Source organism: Oerskovia gallyi (genome assembly GCF_014836745.1).
Taxonomy (GTDB): Bacteria; Actinomycetota; Actinomycetes; order Actinomycetales; family Cellulomonadaceae; genus Oerskovia; species Oerskovia paurometabola.
Map to the genome: position 1 here is coordinate 67398 of NZ_JACSQE010000005.1, position 14221 is coordinate 81618.

The 14221-nt window shown below is 72.4% G+C and carries 16 protein-coding genes; 10 read left to right on the plus strand and 6 right to left on the minus strand.

Annotated elements, in window-relative coordinates; genetic code table 11:
• Positions 1-102 precede the first annotated feature (102 nt).
• Positions 103-657 (plus strand): ankyrin repeat domain-containing protein, encoded by a 555-nt coding sequence (locus tag H9640_RS07540; RefSeq protein WP_191790109.1) that lies wholly within the window; start codon positions 103-105, stop codon positions 655-657.
• Positions 654-1577, plus strand: a complete 924-nt coding sequence (locus tag H9640_RS07545) for a hypothetical protein (protein WP_191790110.1) — start codon at positions 654-656, stop codon at positions 1575-1577. Before H9640_RS07540 ends, H9640_RS07545 begins: the two co-directional genes overlap by 4 nt.
• A 27-nt stretch (positions 1578-1604) precedes the next feature.
• On the opposite strand, the gene H9640_RS07550 is transcribed toward H9640_RS07545, so the two are convergent.
• The 3 genes from H9640_RS07550 to H9640_RS07560 all read right to left on the minus strand — a co-directional run bounded on the left by H9640_RS07550 (position 1605) and on the right by H9640_RS07560 (position 3534).
• Entirely contained in the window at positions 1605-2024 is a 420-nt protein-coding gene (locus H9640_RS07550; RefSeq protein ID WP_191790111.1) for an MmcQ/YjbR family DNA-binding protein, read from the minus strand.
• 55 nt (positions 2025-2079) lie between these two features.
• On the minus strand, positions 2080-3006 hold the full coding sequence (locus tag H9640_RS07555) for a quinone oxidoreductase family protein (protein WP_191790112.1): 927 nt from the start codon (positions 3004-3006) through the stop codon (positions 2080-2082).
• Between the two features lie 138 nt (positions 3007-3144).
• Positions 3145-3534 (minus strand): hypothetical protein, encoded by a 390-nt coding sequence (locus H9640_RS07560; RefSeq protein ID WP_318243699.1) that lies wholly within the window; start codon positions 3532-3534, stop codon positions 3145-3147.
• A 112-nt stretch (positions 3535-3646) separates the two neighbouring features.
• Here H9640_RS07560 and H9640_RS07565 point away from each other — a divergent pair, with 112 nt between their 5' ends.
• Complete coding sequence (locus tag H9640_RS07565; RefSeq protein WP_191790113.1) at positions 3647-4075, plus strand: TraR/DksA family transcriptional regulator; 429 nt, start codon at positions 3647-3649, stop codon at positions 4073-4075.
• Positions 4076-4118: 43 nt separating this feature from the next.
• Here the strand turns inward: H9640_RS07565 and H9640_RS07570 are convergent, their stop codons facing one another.
• Positions 4119-4853 (minus strand): glucose 1-dehydrogenase, encoded by a 735-nt coding sequence (locus tag H9640_RS07570; RefSeq protein ID WP_191790114.1) that lies wholly within the window; start codon positions 4851-4853, stop codon positions 4119-4121.
• Between the two features lie 109 nt (positions 4854-4962).
• Positions 4963-5598, minus strand: a complete 636-nt coding sequence (locus H9640_RS07575; protein WP_191790115.1) for a TetR/AcrR family transcriptional regulator — start codon at positions 5596-5598, stop codon at positions 4963-4965.
• A 352-nt stretch (positions 5599-5950) separates the two neighbouring features.
• On the opposite strand from H9640_RS07575, the gene H9640_RS07580 reads away from it, so the two are divergent.
• Positions 5951-7351, plus strand: a complete 1401-nt coding sequence (locus tag H9640_RS07580; protein ID WP_191790116.1) for a glutamate decarboxylase — start codon at positions 5951-5953, stop codon at positions 7349-7351.
• 114 nt (positions 7352-7465) lie between these two features.
• Here the strand turns inward: H9640_RS07580 and H9640_RS07585 are convergent, their stop codons facing one another.
• Positions 7466-8704, minus strand: a complete 1239-nt coding sequence (locus H9640_RS07585) for an amidohydrolase (protein WP_191790117.1) — start codon at positions 8702-8704, stop codon at positions 7466-7468.
• A 106-nt stretch (positions 8705-8810) separates the two neighbouring features.
• On the opposite strand from H9640_RS07585, the gene H9640_RS07590 reads away from it, so the two are divergent.
• The 6 genes from H9640_RS07590 to H9640_RS07615 all read left to right on the plus strand — a co-directional run bounded on the left by H9640_RS07590 (position 8811) and on the right by H9640_RS07615 (position 14201).
• Positions 8811-9452, plus strand: a complete 642-nt coding sequence (locus H9640_RS07590) for a hypothetical protein (protein ID WP_191790118.1) — start codon at positions 8811-8813, stop codon at positions 9450-9452.
• Positions 9453-9552: 100 nt separating this feature from the next.
• Positions 9553-10260 carry a copper resistance CopC family protein gene (locus H9640_RS07595; RefSeq protein ID WP_191790119.1) on the plus strand — a complete coding sequence of 236 codons (708 nt, stop codon included), beginning with the start codon at positions 9553-9555 and terminating at the stop codon, positions 10258-10260.
• A 146-nt stretch (positions 10261-10406) separates the two neighbouring features.
• Positions 10407-11003, plus strand: coding sequence for a copper chaperone PCu(A)C (locus H9640_RS07600; protein ID WP_191790120.1), 597 nt, complete (start codon positions 10407-10409; stop codon positions 11001-11003).
• Positions 10996-12288 carry a Dyp-type peroxidase gene (locus H9640_RS07605; RefSeq protein ID WP_191790121.1) on the plus strand — a complete coding sequence of 431 codons (1293 nt, stop codon included), beginning with the start codon at positions 10996-10998 and terminating at the stop codon, positions 12286-12288. The genes H9640_RS07600 and H9640_RS07605 overlap by 8 nt, the downstream gene beginning before the upstream one ends.
• Before the next feature lie 352 nt (positions 12289-12640).
• A complete protein-coding gene (locus H9640_RS07610) occupies positions 12641-13207 on the plus strand; it encodes a type IV toxin-antitoxin system AbiEi family antitoxin domain-containing protein (protein ID WP_191790122.1) in 567 nt (188 codons plus the stop codon).
• A complete protein-coding gene (locus H9640_RS07615; protein ID WP_191790123.1) occupies positions 13188-14201 on the plus strand; it encodes a nucleotidyl transferase AbiEii/AbiGii toxin family protein in 1014 nt (337 codons plus the stop codon). Before H9640_RS07610 ends, H9640_RS07615 begins: the two co-directional genes overlap by 20 nt.
• Positions 14202-14221: the final 20 nt, after the last annotated feature.

Here is a 14221-nt window from a genome sequence, read left to right on the forward strand (position 1 = left end):
AAAACTACTCCGCACTCAGCGTCTTCCGGAGGGCGCACCATCGATGCAACGCTGCGCCGTAGCTGTTCGACCCGTGTCGGACGCGCCTGTGATCATGGCTCCATGAGCTACCCAGCGGTCTACCGCAGCGTGCGACAGAGCGAGTCCGAGTTCCTCGCCGACTACGACCTGTCCCTGGCGAACTGGGCCGACGGGCAGGGCACGACGCTGCTCATGTACGCCCTGCGCAACCCCGAGCCCGCCTCCCGCGCTGCGATCGCCGGCCGCCTGCTGGACGACGGCGCCGACCCGGCCGCGACCTCTGGCGGCACCAACGCGCTGCACGTGTTGCTCAGCGCGACGTCGCACGACTTCGCTGCCGAGCCCGCGCTGCTCACACGCCTGCTCGAGGGAGGCGCCGACATCAACGCCGACACCGGCGACCGGTGGGGAACCCCGCTGCAGACGCTCGCCCGGACGTTCAAGTTCTCCGACGAGGAACTCGCCCCGTTCTACGACGTCCTGTTCGCCCGGCCCGAGCTCGACGTCACCACGCCCAGCCACAAGGGCCGGAGCATCACCGAGAGCGCCCGGGCGGCCGGCGAGGCCCGCGCTGGTCTCCTGGAGCGGTGCCTTGCGCACGCCCAGGCGAACACCGCCCCGCTGGACGGTCGATGACGCTCGAGCAGGACGAGCTGTTCGCGTCCTGGCTCGAGGCGATGCACCCGCGTCTGGCGCGGTTCGAGGACTTCATCACCCCGCGGGAGTGGAGCGGCGGGTACACCCGGGAGTCCCTCGTCTCGCTCGAGCGGTACATCCTCGACAGGTGGCCCGACAAGAAGGCGTTCATCGACGAGAACGACACGGACTTCATCGACGGTTCGACGCGGTACATCGGGGAGACGTTCCTGCGCCTCGCGGGTGGCGGATGGTCGATCGACCACGACCCGGCGTTCATCTACACCGGGCGACCCGTGGTCCGGTTCGACACCGGGAGCCCGATGCCGGTCTCCCCGGTGCACCTCATGACGACGATCCTCGCCCGGCGCACAGGTAACGTCCTGACCCGGATCTGGGACGGCCAGGCTGCCGCCGTGGAGCGGCGGCGCGAGGCAGAGGGGCCGGGCTGGGAGCCCGTGCGCGAGCCTGTGCCGGGCCTCGTCGCGGACCGCCTGGGGTCACCCGAGCTCGACGCGTGGGTGCAGCGTGTCCCCGCGCTCGTCGACGTCGTCCGGTCTCGCGCGGGGGTGAAGCGGTCCCCGTCGCTCGATCTGTCGCCGCGGTCGCTCGAGGTCCTCGCCCAGGTCGCGCTCGAGGACGCCGACGCCGGACACCTGGCGCGGGGAACGCAGGGCGCGGTGCGGGCCGCGTACGTCGCGTACCTCGGGAGGGTCCTCATCGGCGCCGCGGGAGGTGCGTGGGTGCTGATGCCCGGTCCGGACGACCACCAGAACCCGTTCGTGGGCCGGCCGTTCGTCGAGCGCACCGACTCCGACGGCGACCGACGGGCCGCCCTCTTGGACGGCGCCGTCGAGGCTCTGCTCACGACGCGGTCGACCGGAACCTTCACGCGGACGTTCGGTGCCTACACCATGTGAGGTCTGCCGGACGTCAGGGTGGATCGGCTACCGCCCGGCCGGCGACCCCTCGGCGTCGAGCCGGGCCACGAGCCGAGGGCCTGCGACCTCGCGGTAGGACATGTCGAGGAGCTCCGCGACCTCCTGCCAGTCGACCGTGGCGGCGTCGAGATCGAGGCCGAGCCAGCCCGCCGGGCCGTAGTACGCGGGCACGTAGAACCGTGGGTCCTGCGACAGGGCCGCGTGCTCCGCGGGGTCGACCTTCACGAGCACCGAGCGCGGGTAGTGCCGGACCGGCGCGGAAGCAGTCGCCTTCGTCATGCCGCTGAAGACCGCGAAGATGAGCCGCGCGCGGAACGTCACGCGCCCGTGCGACATCCGCTCCTGCGCACCGGGGAACGCGAGCGCGAGGCGACGTACCTCGACGAGGAGAGCGGCGTCGTCGGGCACTGCGGGGCGGGGCGGCATGACACCCAGCGAACCACGCCCCACCCACGCGCGCCTCGGGCGCCCCCAGGGAGGGTCAGACCTCCAGGACGACCTTGCCGCGCACGTGGCCGCCCGCGACCTGCTCGACGGCGCGCGCCGCCTCCGCCAGCGGGAAGCGTGCCGAGATCTCGGACGTGAGCAGCTCGGCCTCCGCGAGCGCGAGGACCTCCGCGAGCGCGCCCTTCTGCGACACCTTGGACGCGATGCCCGCGGCGATCGACGCCTGCGACTCGACCAGGGTTACGGCGCGCGGCTTCCCGTCACGCTCCAGCCCGTCGGCGCCCAGGAGCTCGACCGTCTGCGCGACGGTCTCCGAGGAGCCGACCGTGTCGACGACCGCCGTCACGTCCGCGAGGCCGTCCGGGAGCGCGCGGACCGCGTCCACGAGGCCCGGTCCGTATGCCACGGGCGTCGCGCCGAGCCCCCGCACGTAGCCGTGGTTGCGCTCGGACGCCGTGCCGACGACGCGCGCACCGAGCGCCTTCGCGATCTGCACCGCGGCCGAACCCACGCCACCCGACGCGCCGTGCACCAGCACGACGTCCTTGTCCCCGACGCCCGCCTGGACCAGCGCCGAGAACGCCGCGGACGCAGCGACCGGGAGCACCGCGGCCTGCTCGAACGGCACGTTCGCGGGCTTGACCCGCGCCTTGGCCGCCTTGACGACCGACCTCTCGCGCTGCGCGCCCGTGCCGCTCCACACGACCTCGTCGCCCACCGCGAAGCCCTCGACCCCCTCGCCGACCGCCTCGACGACCCCCGCGGCCTCGAACCCGAGCACCTGTGGTAGCTCGTCGCTGCCACCGAACTCCCCGGCGAGCTTCTTGACGTCTGCCGGGTTGACCCCGACCACGCGGTTCGCGACGACGAGCTCGCCCTCACCGGGGGCCGGCACGGGCTCGTCGCCGACGCGCAGGACGTCGACCCCGCCGTGGCGGTCGTAGAAGATCGCGGTGCTCATGGGAATACCTCTTCGAGATGCGGGGGCGCTGGGGGGAAACTGTGCGGTTCGCGCGAAACCGCACTTTCACTCTTCCATCCCGGAGCGAGTCCTGTCATGCGCGATGCCGGACCGTGACCTCGGCCGTGACCTGCGGATTCAGGTGCCGGGCAGGGCGTTGCCGGGGGCCGGTGCGGTCCGTCCGGAGGGTGTGCGACCGGGGTCCGGGGACGGTGGCGACGCGGGCCCACGGGCGGCTGCGACGACCACGGGGTCCGCACAACCACGCGCGAAACCGTCGATCCTGCGGCGGACGTCGCGGTCCAGGAGCCACGAGCCCACGCGCTCGGCCACGGGCGCGAGCCACGCGGGACGACACGTGAAGCCGTAGCGCCGCACCGCCCGGGTCGCGGCCGGGTCGGGGTGTCCGACGTCACGGCCCGGTGCGGGCGAGAACCCGCGCAGACGGACGTCTCCCGTGGTCTGCGAGACCGCGAAAGCGGTCGCGGGATCCACGGGCACGACCACGGAGGACTCGAAGACGGGCACGCGCCGATCGTCGCACGGGGGACCGACAGGCCGCGCGGCGGACGGGCACCGGGTTCGCCGCCCCCAGCACTCACCGGGAAGCGTGGGCACGGTTCCCGCGTTGGACCTGACGATGACCGACACCGGCAACCCCGGCTCCGGGGAGACGAGCAGATCGCCGGCCGCGACCCGCGCGCACGAGGCGCGCGACGCCGTCGTGCGGGCGCGGTTGCTCGCCCTGCGCGACGAGGCCCAGGCGCGGCGTGAGGCGCTGCGCGGCGAGGTTGCCGGGATCGTCGAGGCGTCCAAGGACTCGAACGCCGACGACGAGCACGACCCCGACGGCGCGACGATCGCGTTCGAGCGCGCGCAGGTCGGTGCGCTGCAGCGCCTGGCCGAGCAGCAGTCGGCCGAGGCCGAGGCGGCGCTCGCCCGGCTCGACGCCGGGACGTACGGGACCTGCGGGACGTGCGGCCGGCCGGTCGGGGACGCGCGTCTCGCGGCGCGCCCGACGGCCCGGCAGTGCATCGCCTGCGCGTCGGCGCGCCGCGCGGCGAGGTAGACCCGCAGGTCTTCCTCGCCGCGTCCGGCCGCGCCGTGCTGCCCTACTTGTGCGGCACGCCCGCGATGAGGCCGCCGTCGACGATGAACTCCGAACCGGTCGAGTAGCTCGACTCGTCGCTCGCGAGGAACAGCACGAGCTGCGAGACCTCCTCGGGCTCGGCCGCGCGACCCAGGGGGATGTGGAGGTCGTCCGAGCTGATCTTCTCCGTCATGGGCGTCTTGATGAAGCCCGGGTGGACCGAGTTCACGCGCACGCCTGACGGCCCGAGGTCCAGGGCCACCGACTTGGTGAGGCCGCGCACGCCGAACTTCGACGCGACGTACCCGTGCAGGCCCGCGCTGCCGCGCATGCCCTCGACCGACGAGATGTTGATGATCGACCCGCGCCCGGCACGGGCCATGACGGGCGAGACCGCGTGGATCCCCAGGAACGTGCCCGTGAGGTTGATGTCGATGATCTGGCGCCACATGGCGGGCGTGAACTCGGTGATGCCGGCGGCGTTCGCGATGCCCGCGTTGTTCACGAGGACGTCGATGCGCCCGAACTTCTCGAGCGTGAACGCGACGGCCGCAGCCCAGTCCTCCTCCTGGGTGACGTCGAGGTGGACGTAGGCGGCGTTCTCGCCGAGCTCGGCGACGAGCGCCTCGCCCTTGGCGTCGTCGAGGTCCGCGACGACGACCTTCGCGCCCTCGGCGACGAGCGCCTTGGCGTGGGTGACGCCCATGCCTCCGGTTCCTCCGGTGACGATGGCGACCTTGTTGTAGACACGGCCCATGGTGGGGCCTCCTTTCGGTGTGCCCGGGGTCGGGGAACCCTCGTGGGGTGCCCGACGGCGGAGCGTGCGGTGTGCGGTGCGGCTCGCCGGGGCGGGTGGTCGCGTCGGGTCAGTTCGGCGCGGTCCACCAGGGGGCGAGCGAGGTGCGGGTGATCCGGGGGAAGAAGTCCGGGTCACGGGGGGACGGGGTGGCGAGCCACGCCTCGAGGGCGCCGACCGAGCCGAGCGCGACGTAGCAGGCGTACGCGCGGGCGGCCTGCTCGACCTCGGTCTGCTCGGCGTCGCACGGCACGGGCATGAGGTGCGGCTGGTCCAGGAGGAACGTGCGCAGGGTGTCGGAGAAGTGCTCCGCGAGCAGGCGGAACAGGGGGGCGCTCAGTCCTCCCTCGAGGGCGCGCTCGTAGATCGAGGTGTGCGTGTCGACGTGGCCGACGATCGCCTGCGTGATGGTGTCGACGAGCTGGCGGGGGTCGGTGCGCTGGCGAGCCTCGGGGCCGGCGTCAGGGTCGGGGGTCAGGCCGCGGGCGGCCGCGAGGAAGTCGCTGCGGATCGCGTCGAGCTCGGTGCGCAGGATGGTCGTGAGCAGGTCCGCGGGGTTGCTCGCGTAGTCGTAGAACGTGGCGCGGTTGATCCCGGCGTGGGCAGAGACCTGCGAGACCGTGAGCTCGTCGATGTCCTGCTCGGCGGCGAGCTCGAGGACTGCGGTGCGCAGGGCTGCGGTGGTGCGTTCGGTGCGGGGGTCCATGTCGCCTCCTTCGGGGGCCTGGTGGCTGTGCCCGGCACGGGGTGCCTGGCGGGTGGTGCGGCCGCTCGTCGGGACGACGGAACGTGCTGACATTTTGACGGTACGCCCGTGCCATTAGTTTGGCAACACGTGTCGCTTAGGCTCGTCGGCGGTCGGCCGGGTGTGCACCTCGGGTCGTCCGTGGGCCCCAGGGGCGACCCGAGCTGCACACTCTGCGTGCGGGGCTCCCCAGGCGCTCGGCCGACTGCCGACCTACCGTGGAGGGAGCGGGCTGGGAGCGGCGGCACGACGGCGTCGGCCCACCCGGTGGGCGTGCCGACCGACCCGCCCCCGCCCTGCCAGAGGAACGAACATGTCCGGATCGAACCGCGGTGCAGAGTCCGAGGAGCGCGACGTCGTCGCCATGAACCCGTTGTTCTCCCGGCCGGGGGAGGCGACCGAGCTCCCGCGCAACGTCCTGCCGCCGGGGGAGTCCTTCCCCGAGACGGCCTACCAGATCGTGCACGACGAGGCGATGCTCGACGGCAACGCCCGGCTGAACCTGGCGACGTTCGTCGGCACCTGGATGGACCCGTACGCGCAGCGGCTCAACGCGGAGACCGCCGACAAGAACATGATCGACAAGGACGAGTACCCGGCCACGGCGGCGATCGAGACGCGGTGCTGGAAGATCCTGGCGGACCTGTGGAACGCCCCGGACCCGGCGAACGCGATCGGGACCTCGACCATCGGGTCCTCCGAGGCCGCCATGCTGGGCGGGCTCGCGCTCAAGCGACGCTGGCAGCACGCGCGCCGGGCCGCGGGGAAGTCGACCGAGAAGCCCAACCTCGTGCTGTCGAGCGCGGTCCAGGTCTGCTGGGAGAAGTTCTGCAACTACTGGGACGTCGAGGCCCGCTACGTCCCCATCTCGCTCGAGCACAAGGTGCTCGACGGGTTCGAGCTCGAGAAGTACGTCGACGAGAACACGATCGGGGTCGTCGCGATCCTCGGGGTCACCTACACGGGGGCCTACGAGCCGGTCGAGAAGATCGCGGCCGTGCTCGACGAGATCCAGGCCGCGACCGGGCTCGACGTCCCGATCCACGTCGACGGCGCGTCGGGGGCCATGATCGCGCCGTTCCTCCAGCCGGACCTCGTCTGGGACTTCCAGGTCGACCGTGTGGCGTCCATCAACACCTCGGCCCACAAGTACGGGCTCGTCTACCCGGGGCTCGGGTGGGTCGTCTGGCGGGACACGGCGGCGTTGCCCGAGGACCTCGTCTTCTCGGTGAGCTACCTGGGCGGCGACATGCCGACGTTCGCGCTGAACTTCTCCCGGCCCGGCTCGCAGGTCCTGCTCCAGTACTACCTGTTCCTGCGCCTCGGCTACGACGGCTACTACAAGGTGCAGAAGGCCTCGCAGGACGTCGCGCTCTACCTCTCGGGCGAGATCGCGAAGATGCCGCCGTTCGACCTGTGGAACGACGGGAGCGACATCCCGGTCTTCGCGTGGAGCCTCAAGGAGGGCTACACCGACAAGTGGACGCTCTACCACCTGTCCGAGCGGCTGCGGACCAAGGGGTGGCTGCTGCCGTCGTACCCCATGCCCGTGGACCTGCAGGACCTGACGGTCCAGCGCATCGTGGTGCGCAACGGGCTGAGCCGCGACCTGGCGGCCAGCCTGCTCGGCGACATCCGGACCGAGGTCGCGTTCCTCGACGCGCTCGAGTCGCCCATGCCCGTCGAGGCCGTGAGCAAGGGGTTCCACCACTGACGTGCGGGTGGGTAGGTCCTTGCGGGACGTGAGGTAGAACGTGCTGCGCGACGTAGTGCTCGGCGGGCTCTACCTCGCGCAGCACGTTCTACCTCGGGCCTGGCACCCCGCGGGTCAGTCCGCGAAGCGCTCGCCGCGCTCGACGACCGTGCCCGCACCGCGACCGCCGGCCGCCGCGCGGTCCCACGTGTAGACCTCGGTGCCGGTCACGAACACGTTCTCGGCGCGCGAGGTCACCTCCAGCGGGTCGCCCGACCAGATCACGACGTCGCCGTCGAGGCCCGGGCGCAGCGAGCCGACCCGGTCGTCGAGGCCCAGGAACGCGGCCGGGTTCGTCGTGAGCGCCTCGATCGCGACGTCGCGGTCCAGGCCCTCCTTGACCGCGAGCGACGCCTGGTGCACCAGGAAGTTGATGGGCACCACGGGGTGGTCGGTCGTGATCGCGACGCGCACCCCGGCGCGGGCGAGCGCCCCGAGGTTGGCGATGTCGCGGTTGCGCAGCTCGATCTTGGTCCGCGACGTGAACAGCGGGCCGAAGATGACCGGCACGTCGCGCTCGGCCAGGACGTCGGCGACCGCGGCGCCGTCGGTCCCGTGGTTGATGACGAGCTTGTAGCCGAACTCGTCCGCGAGGCGCAGCGCGGTCGCGATGTCGTCGGCTCGGTGCGTGTGCTGGTCCCAGTAGAGCTCGCCCGCGAGCACGCGGCCCAGGGTCTCCTTGGCGAGGTCGCGGTCGAACGGTTCGCCCTTGGCCTGCGCCGCATCACGCTTGGCGACGTAGTTCTGCGCGTCGACGAACGCCTTGCGGATCACGTTCGCCACGCCCAGGCGCGTGGACGGGAGCTTCTTCTGGTCGCCGTAGACGCGCTTGGGGTTCTCGCCCAGCGCCGACTTCACGGACACGGCCTCGCGGATGACCTGCTCGTCGACGGTCCGACCGCCCCAGGTCTTGATCGCGACGGTCTGCCCGCCGATCGGGTTGCCCGAGCCGGGCTTGATGACGGCCGAGGTCACGCCGCCCACGAGCGCGTCGCGGAAGCCCTCGTCCTCGATGTTGATGGCGTCGAGCGCGCGCAGCGCGGCGCCGTTGGGGTCGGTCATCTCGTTGGTGTCGTTGCCGGCCCAGCCCTCGGCCTCCTCCATGACGCCCATGTGGCCGTGGGCCTCGACGAACCCGGGCAGGACCCAGCGGCCCCCGGCGTCGACCGTGCGGACACCGTCGGGCACGACGACGTCGTGGCCGACGGCCGTGATGACGCCGTCCTCGACGAGGACGGTCGCGTTCTCCAGGGGTGCGGAGGCGACGGGGACGACGTAGCCGTTCGTGATGGCGATGCTGTTGCGTGTGGTCATGCGTCCATCCTCTCAGCGGGGTGCCGGGCGGGAGGGGCGTCGGGCGACCGACCGCCCTGCGCCCCTCGGATCCGACGTCGCGTCATGTCCCGCTAGGGTGGTCCCCGTGCTCACCCAGGTCGCCGGTCCGTTGCGCGTCGCGCGCGCCGGTCTCGTCGCGGCCCTGGTGCTCGCCCTCGCGGCGCTCGCGCACCGCGTGGGCGGTGGCACGCTCCCGCACCCGCTGATCCTGCTCGCCCTGGCGTCGTTCACGATGGCCGGCGCGACGTTCGCGGCCCGCTTCCGTCTCACGTTCGGTCGGCTGGTCGCGATCCTCGGCACGGGCCAGGTGGCGCTGCACTACGGTCTGAGCTTCTCCGCGCCCGCGTCGTGCGCGCCGGTCGGCGGCGCTCACGCGGGCCACGCCGTGGCGGGCACGCTCGCGGCCTGCACGGCGAGCACCCCCGTGCCCGACGGCGTCGCGCACCTCCCGCACGAGACCCCCGCGGGAGCGTGGATGGTCCTGGCGCACGTGCTCGCGACCGTGGTCGTGGCCGTGGTGGTCGCGCACGGCGAGCGCGCACTGGGCCTGCTGCTGACGTGGCTCGCGCCCCGTGGCCCGCTGGCGGACCTCCTGCCGGCCCTGCCCGTCGCGCTCCGGCTCCTCGCTCCGGCTCCCGCACCGTCCCGTGCGGCGACGGTCCACCTGCGGACCCCGACGACGCGCGGACCGCCGCTGCTCGCCCGGCCCGTCGCCCTTCCTTCCTGACCCTGGTCCGCGTTCGCGCGCTGACCGTCGACGAGGCCGGCCGTCCCCCGGGTGCCCCCCGTGCGCGAGCTCGTGCCGCGCCTCATCGAGAGCGTCTTCCATGTCTTCGCAGACCAACCAGTCCCACCTGTCCACCCTGTCCACGGTCGCCGACCGCGGCGGGCGAGCGGTCGCCCTCGCGCGCCCGACCTCCCGCTCTGCCCGCCTCCTGGTCGCCCTGCTCGCGGCCCTCGCCACGCTGGCAGCGGCCCTGCTGCTCGGCATCGGCGGGGCCGTCCCGGCCCAGGCGCACGACCGCATCATCAGCTCCGACCCGGCGGACGGCGCGCAGCTTGACGCCGCGCCCGCCGCGCTCACCATGACGTTCAGCACCGAGCCCCTCGCGGTCGAGCCGCAGGTCGTCGTGACCGACACGGCTGGGACCGTGGTCGCGCAGGGCAGCCCCACGATCGAGGGGACCGCGGCGACGTTCCCGTGGCCCGCCGAGCTGACCGGTGACACGTACACGGTCGCGTGGCGCGTCGTCTCCTCGGACGGTCACCCGATCGAGGGCACGTTCTCGTTCGCGGTCGCGGCGGCTCCCGAGCCGGCCGCGCCCGTGGCGACCGACGAGCCCGCCGTCGTGACGCCGTCGGCCACCGAGGGCACGACCGAGGCGACCACGGCGGCAACGTCCGACGCGTCCGACGAGACCGGCGACGAGGCGCGCTCGGTCGTGCCGCTGCTCGTCGGGCTCGCGGTGCTCGCGGCCGCGGTCGTGGTCGTCGCCGTGCTGATCGTCCGTCGCCGCCAGCAGCAGCAGGACTGACCCTCCCCACCTCTTTCCCGGCGACGAAGTCGCCCGGGCGTCCCCGCGACCCCGCGGCGCCCCTGGTCCTGCCTGGATCTCGGGGCGCCGCGGCGCGGGCTGCTCCCGCGCGCCCCGACGCCGGGTCCCTGACCGAAGGACCCACCATGTCTGCACGCACCACCACCCGCCGCGCGACCCTGCTCGGCGCGACCGTCACGACGCTCGCCCTCCTCGCGGTCGCGGGCTGCTCGGGCACCCCGTCCGGAACCTCGTCCGGCACCTCTTCGGGCACGGCGTCGCCGAGCGCGTCGGCTGACGCCGCGTCGAGCACCGCGGCCGACCGGCTGACCGCGACCGACCCCTGGATCAAGGCCGCCGAGTCGGGCATGACCGCGGCCTTCGCCGTCCTGCACAACGACGGCGACCAGGACGTCACGGTCGTCGGCGCGACGTCCGACCTGTCTCGCGTCGAGATCCACGAGATGGCGACCGACGCCTCGGGCACCATGGTCATGCGCCAGAAGGAGGGCGGCCTGACGATCCCTGCGGGCGGCGAGCACGCGCTCGAGCCCGGCGGCGACCACCTCATGCTCATGGAGCTGTCCGCGCCGGTCCAGGCCGGGGCCGAGTACGAGGTCACGCTCGAGCTGAGCGACGGTTCCACGCTCGTCGTCACCGCCCCGGCGCGCACGTTCGCGGGCGCCAAGGAGAGCTACGACGAGGGCCACGGCGAGGATCACGACATGAGTCACGATGGCTGACGTCGGCCCCGGGCCCGGCCCCGCTAGCCCGGATGGCAGGACCTCCCCGGTCCCGCAGGCCAGGGTCTCGCGGCGTGCGTTCCTGGTCGGCGGGGCCGCCGCCGGGGCGGTCGCGGTCGCCGGTGCGGGAGGTGCGTGGGCCGGGAGGGCCACGGCTCCCGCGACGGGAGCGGCGTCGTCGGGCACGGGGGAGACCTCGCTGCACGGCGACGCGCGCGTCCCGTTCCACGGCCTGCGGCAGGCGGGCGTCGAGACACCTCCTCAGGCGTACCTGACGCTCGTCGCGCTGACGCTCGCACCCGGTACGGACCGGGACGCGCTGGTGCGGCTCATGCGGATCTGGACCGACGACGTCGCGCGCCTCACGCAGGGACGGCCCGGTCTGACCGACACCGAGCCCGAGCTCGCCGAGGTGCCCGCGCGCCTCACCGTCACGGTCGGCTACGGGCCTGCGGTCTTCACGGCCGCGGGGCTCGACGACCGGCGCCCGTCGTGGCTCCGCCCCCTGCCCGCGTTCGGCGTGGACCGGCTCGAGGACCGCTGGAACGACGGCGACCTGGTGCTCCAGGTCTGCGCCGACGACGAGGTGACCGTCTCCCACACGGTCCGGATGCTGTTGCGCGAGGCGCGCGACTTCGCGTCGGTGCGGTGGCTGCAGAAGGGCTTCCGGCGGTCGGTCGGGAGCGAGCCCGCGGGGCGGACCATGCGCAACCTCATGGGGCAGATCGACGGGACCCGGAACGTGGATCCCGTCGCGGACGCCCCGCTCGTGTGGTCGGACGGCACGGACGGGTGGCTCGCGGGCGGCACGTCGATGGTCGTGCGGCGCATCCGCATGGAGCTCGACACGTGGGACGAGGTCGACCGTTCCACGCGCGAGGCCGTCATGGGGCGCCGCCTCGTGGACGGGGCTCCGCTCACGGGCGTCCGCGAGCACGACGAGCCGGACCTCGACGCGGTCGGGCCGCACGGGCTGACCGTGATCGGGCCGGCCGCGCACGTGCGGCGGGCCCGGACCGACGACCCGACCGAGCGTTTCCTCCGCCGCGCGTACAGCTACGACGACGCTCCGGACGTCGCGGCCGACCCGGGCGCGCTCAGCAGCTCGGGCCTGGTGTTCGTGACGTTCCAGGCCGACGTCGACCGCCAGTTCGTGCCGGTCCAGCGTCGGCTCGACGAGGTGGACCTGCTCAACGAGTGGACCACGCCCATCGGGTCGGCGGTGTTCGCGGTGCCGCCGGGGTGCGCCGAGGGCGAGTTCCTGGGGCAGGCGCTGCTGGGCTGACGGGTGCGCGGACGGACGGCTCGTGCGGGGTGCTCGTGGCGCCCCGGGCGGGCCGTCCTGCTGCGGCCGGTGACACTCGATGTCAGAATGTGACGGGGGTCACGTCGACAGCATGTATCAAACGGGTGCCACCCCCCTCTGCTCAGGTGAACGCTCGGTCGTCGATGGGGGTCGTGACGGGCGTGAGGGTCGGAGGCGGCCCGTGGCGTGAGCCCTGCAGGGGGGTGCTCACGCGACGGGCCGCCTCCGGCGCGTCCGGGGCAGGTCGAGGGCGCTCTTCCTCTGATCCCTGACCAAGACCCCTCGCTGCCAAGCAATGTCAAAAGGGTGCCACTAGCGGTACCCTTTTGACATGCCGCACACCCGCGACCGCCTGCTCGAAGAGGCCTTCGACCGCCACGGGTTCATCCGCCGCGCCGACGCCCTGCGTGAAGGTCACAGTCCGCACGCACTCAAGCAGCTCGTCGCGCGCGGCTACCTGGAGAAGGTCGCTCACGGCGTCTACCGCGTGAACGTCGTCCCCGTCAGTGAGTACGACGATCTTCACCTGGCAGTGCTGTGGACCGGTGTCGACGAGGCCGCTCTGTCCCACGAGACCGCCCTGGCTCTCTACGGGCTCGGCGACGTCAACCCCGACCGGATCCACGTCACCGTTCCCCGACGCCACCGAATCCGCCGTGCCGGCGCCAACGGGATCGAGGTCCACCACCAAGACCTCGATCCCCGCCATATCGGGTGGTTCGAACAGATCCCGACAGTGAAACCCGCGACCGCGATCGCGCAGTGCATCGAGACCGGCACCCCGACCTATCTTCTCCGCCAGGCCCTCACGACGGCTCGTGAGACCGGGCGCATCACCGCGAGCGAGAGCGCCGCCCTGCAGAGGAAGTTGACGAACCGTGACACCCCCGCACGCTGATGTGCCCCTTGGCCTGGCCGACCTGCCCGAGAAGACCAAGGAACCGGCGTCGGTCGCCATGCTCAACTCTTGGCTCCAGCAAGCCGAGAGACGCTTGGGCAGCCGCGGCGGACGCTTGGCATGGCTCGTTGCGTCCACGATTGTCATCGCTGCACTGCAGCGAGCGCTCGACGCCACCGGTCAGCCGCACTTCCTGCTCAAGGGTGGAACCCTGCTGCAACACCGGCTCCCCAGTGCGCCCACGCGTGCGACGAAGGACGTGGACGGGCTCATCCGCGGTGACATCGACGACTTCCTCGTCAAGCTCGATGACGAGCTCGCCGAGCCCTGGGGCCCGCTGACGCTACGGCGAGACGCCGTCGAGGTCATCCAGATCCCTACTCGCGTCATCAAACCGCGTCGCTTCGACGTCGTCGTCGAGCTCAGAGGCAAGACGTGGCGAAGGGTCCAGGTCGAGATCGCGCCAGATGAAGGGGGCGCTGGAGCCGCGCCTGAACCGTTCGCACCGCCTACGCTGGCAGGCCTCGGGCTGCCGGGCCCCGTTGTGATGGTGGGCATCGCGATGCGCTATCAGGTCGCGCAGAAAATTCACGCCTGCACCGACCCCCACGACCCGCCGACTGCGACCAACGACCGGGCGCGCGACCTCGTCGACCTGCTGCTGCTTCGCGACCTCGCCGAAATCGGTGAGAACCTGGCTGGCGTTCGTGCAGCCGTCATGGACGTCTTCGACGTGCGTGCGCGCGATGCCCAGGCTCTTGGTCGAGCTGAGCGTACGTGGCCATGCGTCGTGGTCGCCCACCCGCATTGGCCGACCGACTTCGAACGCGCCGCGGCCGACGCGCAGATCGATATCGGGCTCGACGAGGCGGTCGCACAGCTCAACGCGTGGCTAGCGCAGATCGACGCCGCCGTGCTGCCGACCAGAGGTGCGGACGATGACGATGACGTTGCACGTGAGGAAGAGGACGAAGACGACGGTGAAACAGGGTAGGGGAGAGCAGGCGTGCCGGC

Bases quoted from the DNA above. Each gene is read 5' to 3' on its own strand.
- H9640_RS07540 (WP_191790109.1), top strand. From the start codon at position 103: ATGAGCTACCCAGCGGTCTACCGCAGCGTGCGACAGAGCGAGTCCGAG.
- H9640_RS07545 (WP_191790110.1), top strand. From the start codon at position 654: ATGACGCTCGAGCAGGACGAGCTGTTCGCGTCCTGGCTCGAGGCGATG.
- H9640_RS07550 (WP_191790111.1), bottom strand. From the start codon at position 2,024: ATGCCGCCCCGCCCCGCAGTGCCCGACGACGCCGCTCTCCTCGTCGAG.
- H9640_RS07555 (WP_191790112.1), bottom strand. From the start codon at position 3,006: ATGAGCACCGCGATCTTCTACGACCGCCACGGCGGGGTCGACGTCCTG.
- H9640_RS07565 (WP_191790113.1), top strand. From the start codon at position 3,647: ATGACCGACACCGGCAACCCCGGCTCCGGGGAGACGAGCAGATCGCCG.
- H9640_RS07570 (WP_191790114.1), bottom strand. From the start codon at position 4,853: ATGGGCCGTGTCTACAACAAGGTCGCCATCGTCACCGGAGGAACCGGA.
- H9640_RS07575 (WP_191790115.1), bottom strand. From the start codon at position 5,598: ATGGACCCCCGCACCGAACGCACCACCGCAGCCCTGCGCACCGCAGTC.
- H9640_RS07580 (WP_191790116.1), top strand. From the start codon at position 5,951: ATGTCCGGATCGAACCGCGGTGCAGAGTCCGAGGAGCGCGACGTCGTC.
- H9640_RS07585 (WP_191790117.1), bottom strand. From the start codon at position 8,704: ATGACCACACGCAACAGCATCGCCATCACGAACGGCTACGTCGTCCCC.
- H9640_RS07595 (WP_191790119.1), top strand. From the start codon at position 9,553: ATGTCTTCGCAGACCAACCAGTCCCACCTGTCCACCCTGTCCACGGTC.
- H9640_RS07600 (WP_191790120.1), top strand. From the start codon at position 10,407: ATGTCTGCACGCACCACCACCCGCCGCGCGACCCTGCTCGGCGCGACC.
- H9640_RS07605 (WP_191790121.1), top strand. From the start codon at position 10,996: ATGGCTGACGTCGGCCCCGGGCCCGGCCCCGCTAGCCCGGATGGCAGG.
- H9640_RS07610 (WP_191790122.1), top strand. From the start codon at position 12,641: ATGCCGCACACCCGCGACCGCCTGCTCGAAGAGGCCTTCGACCGCCAC.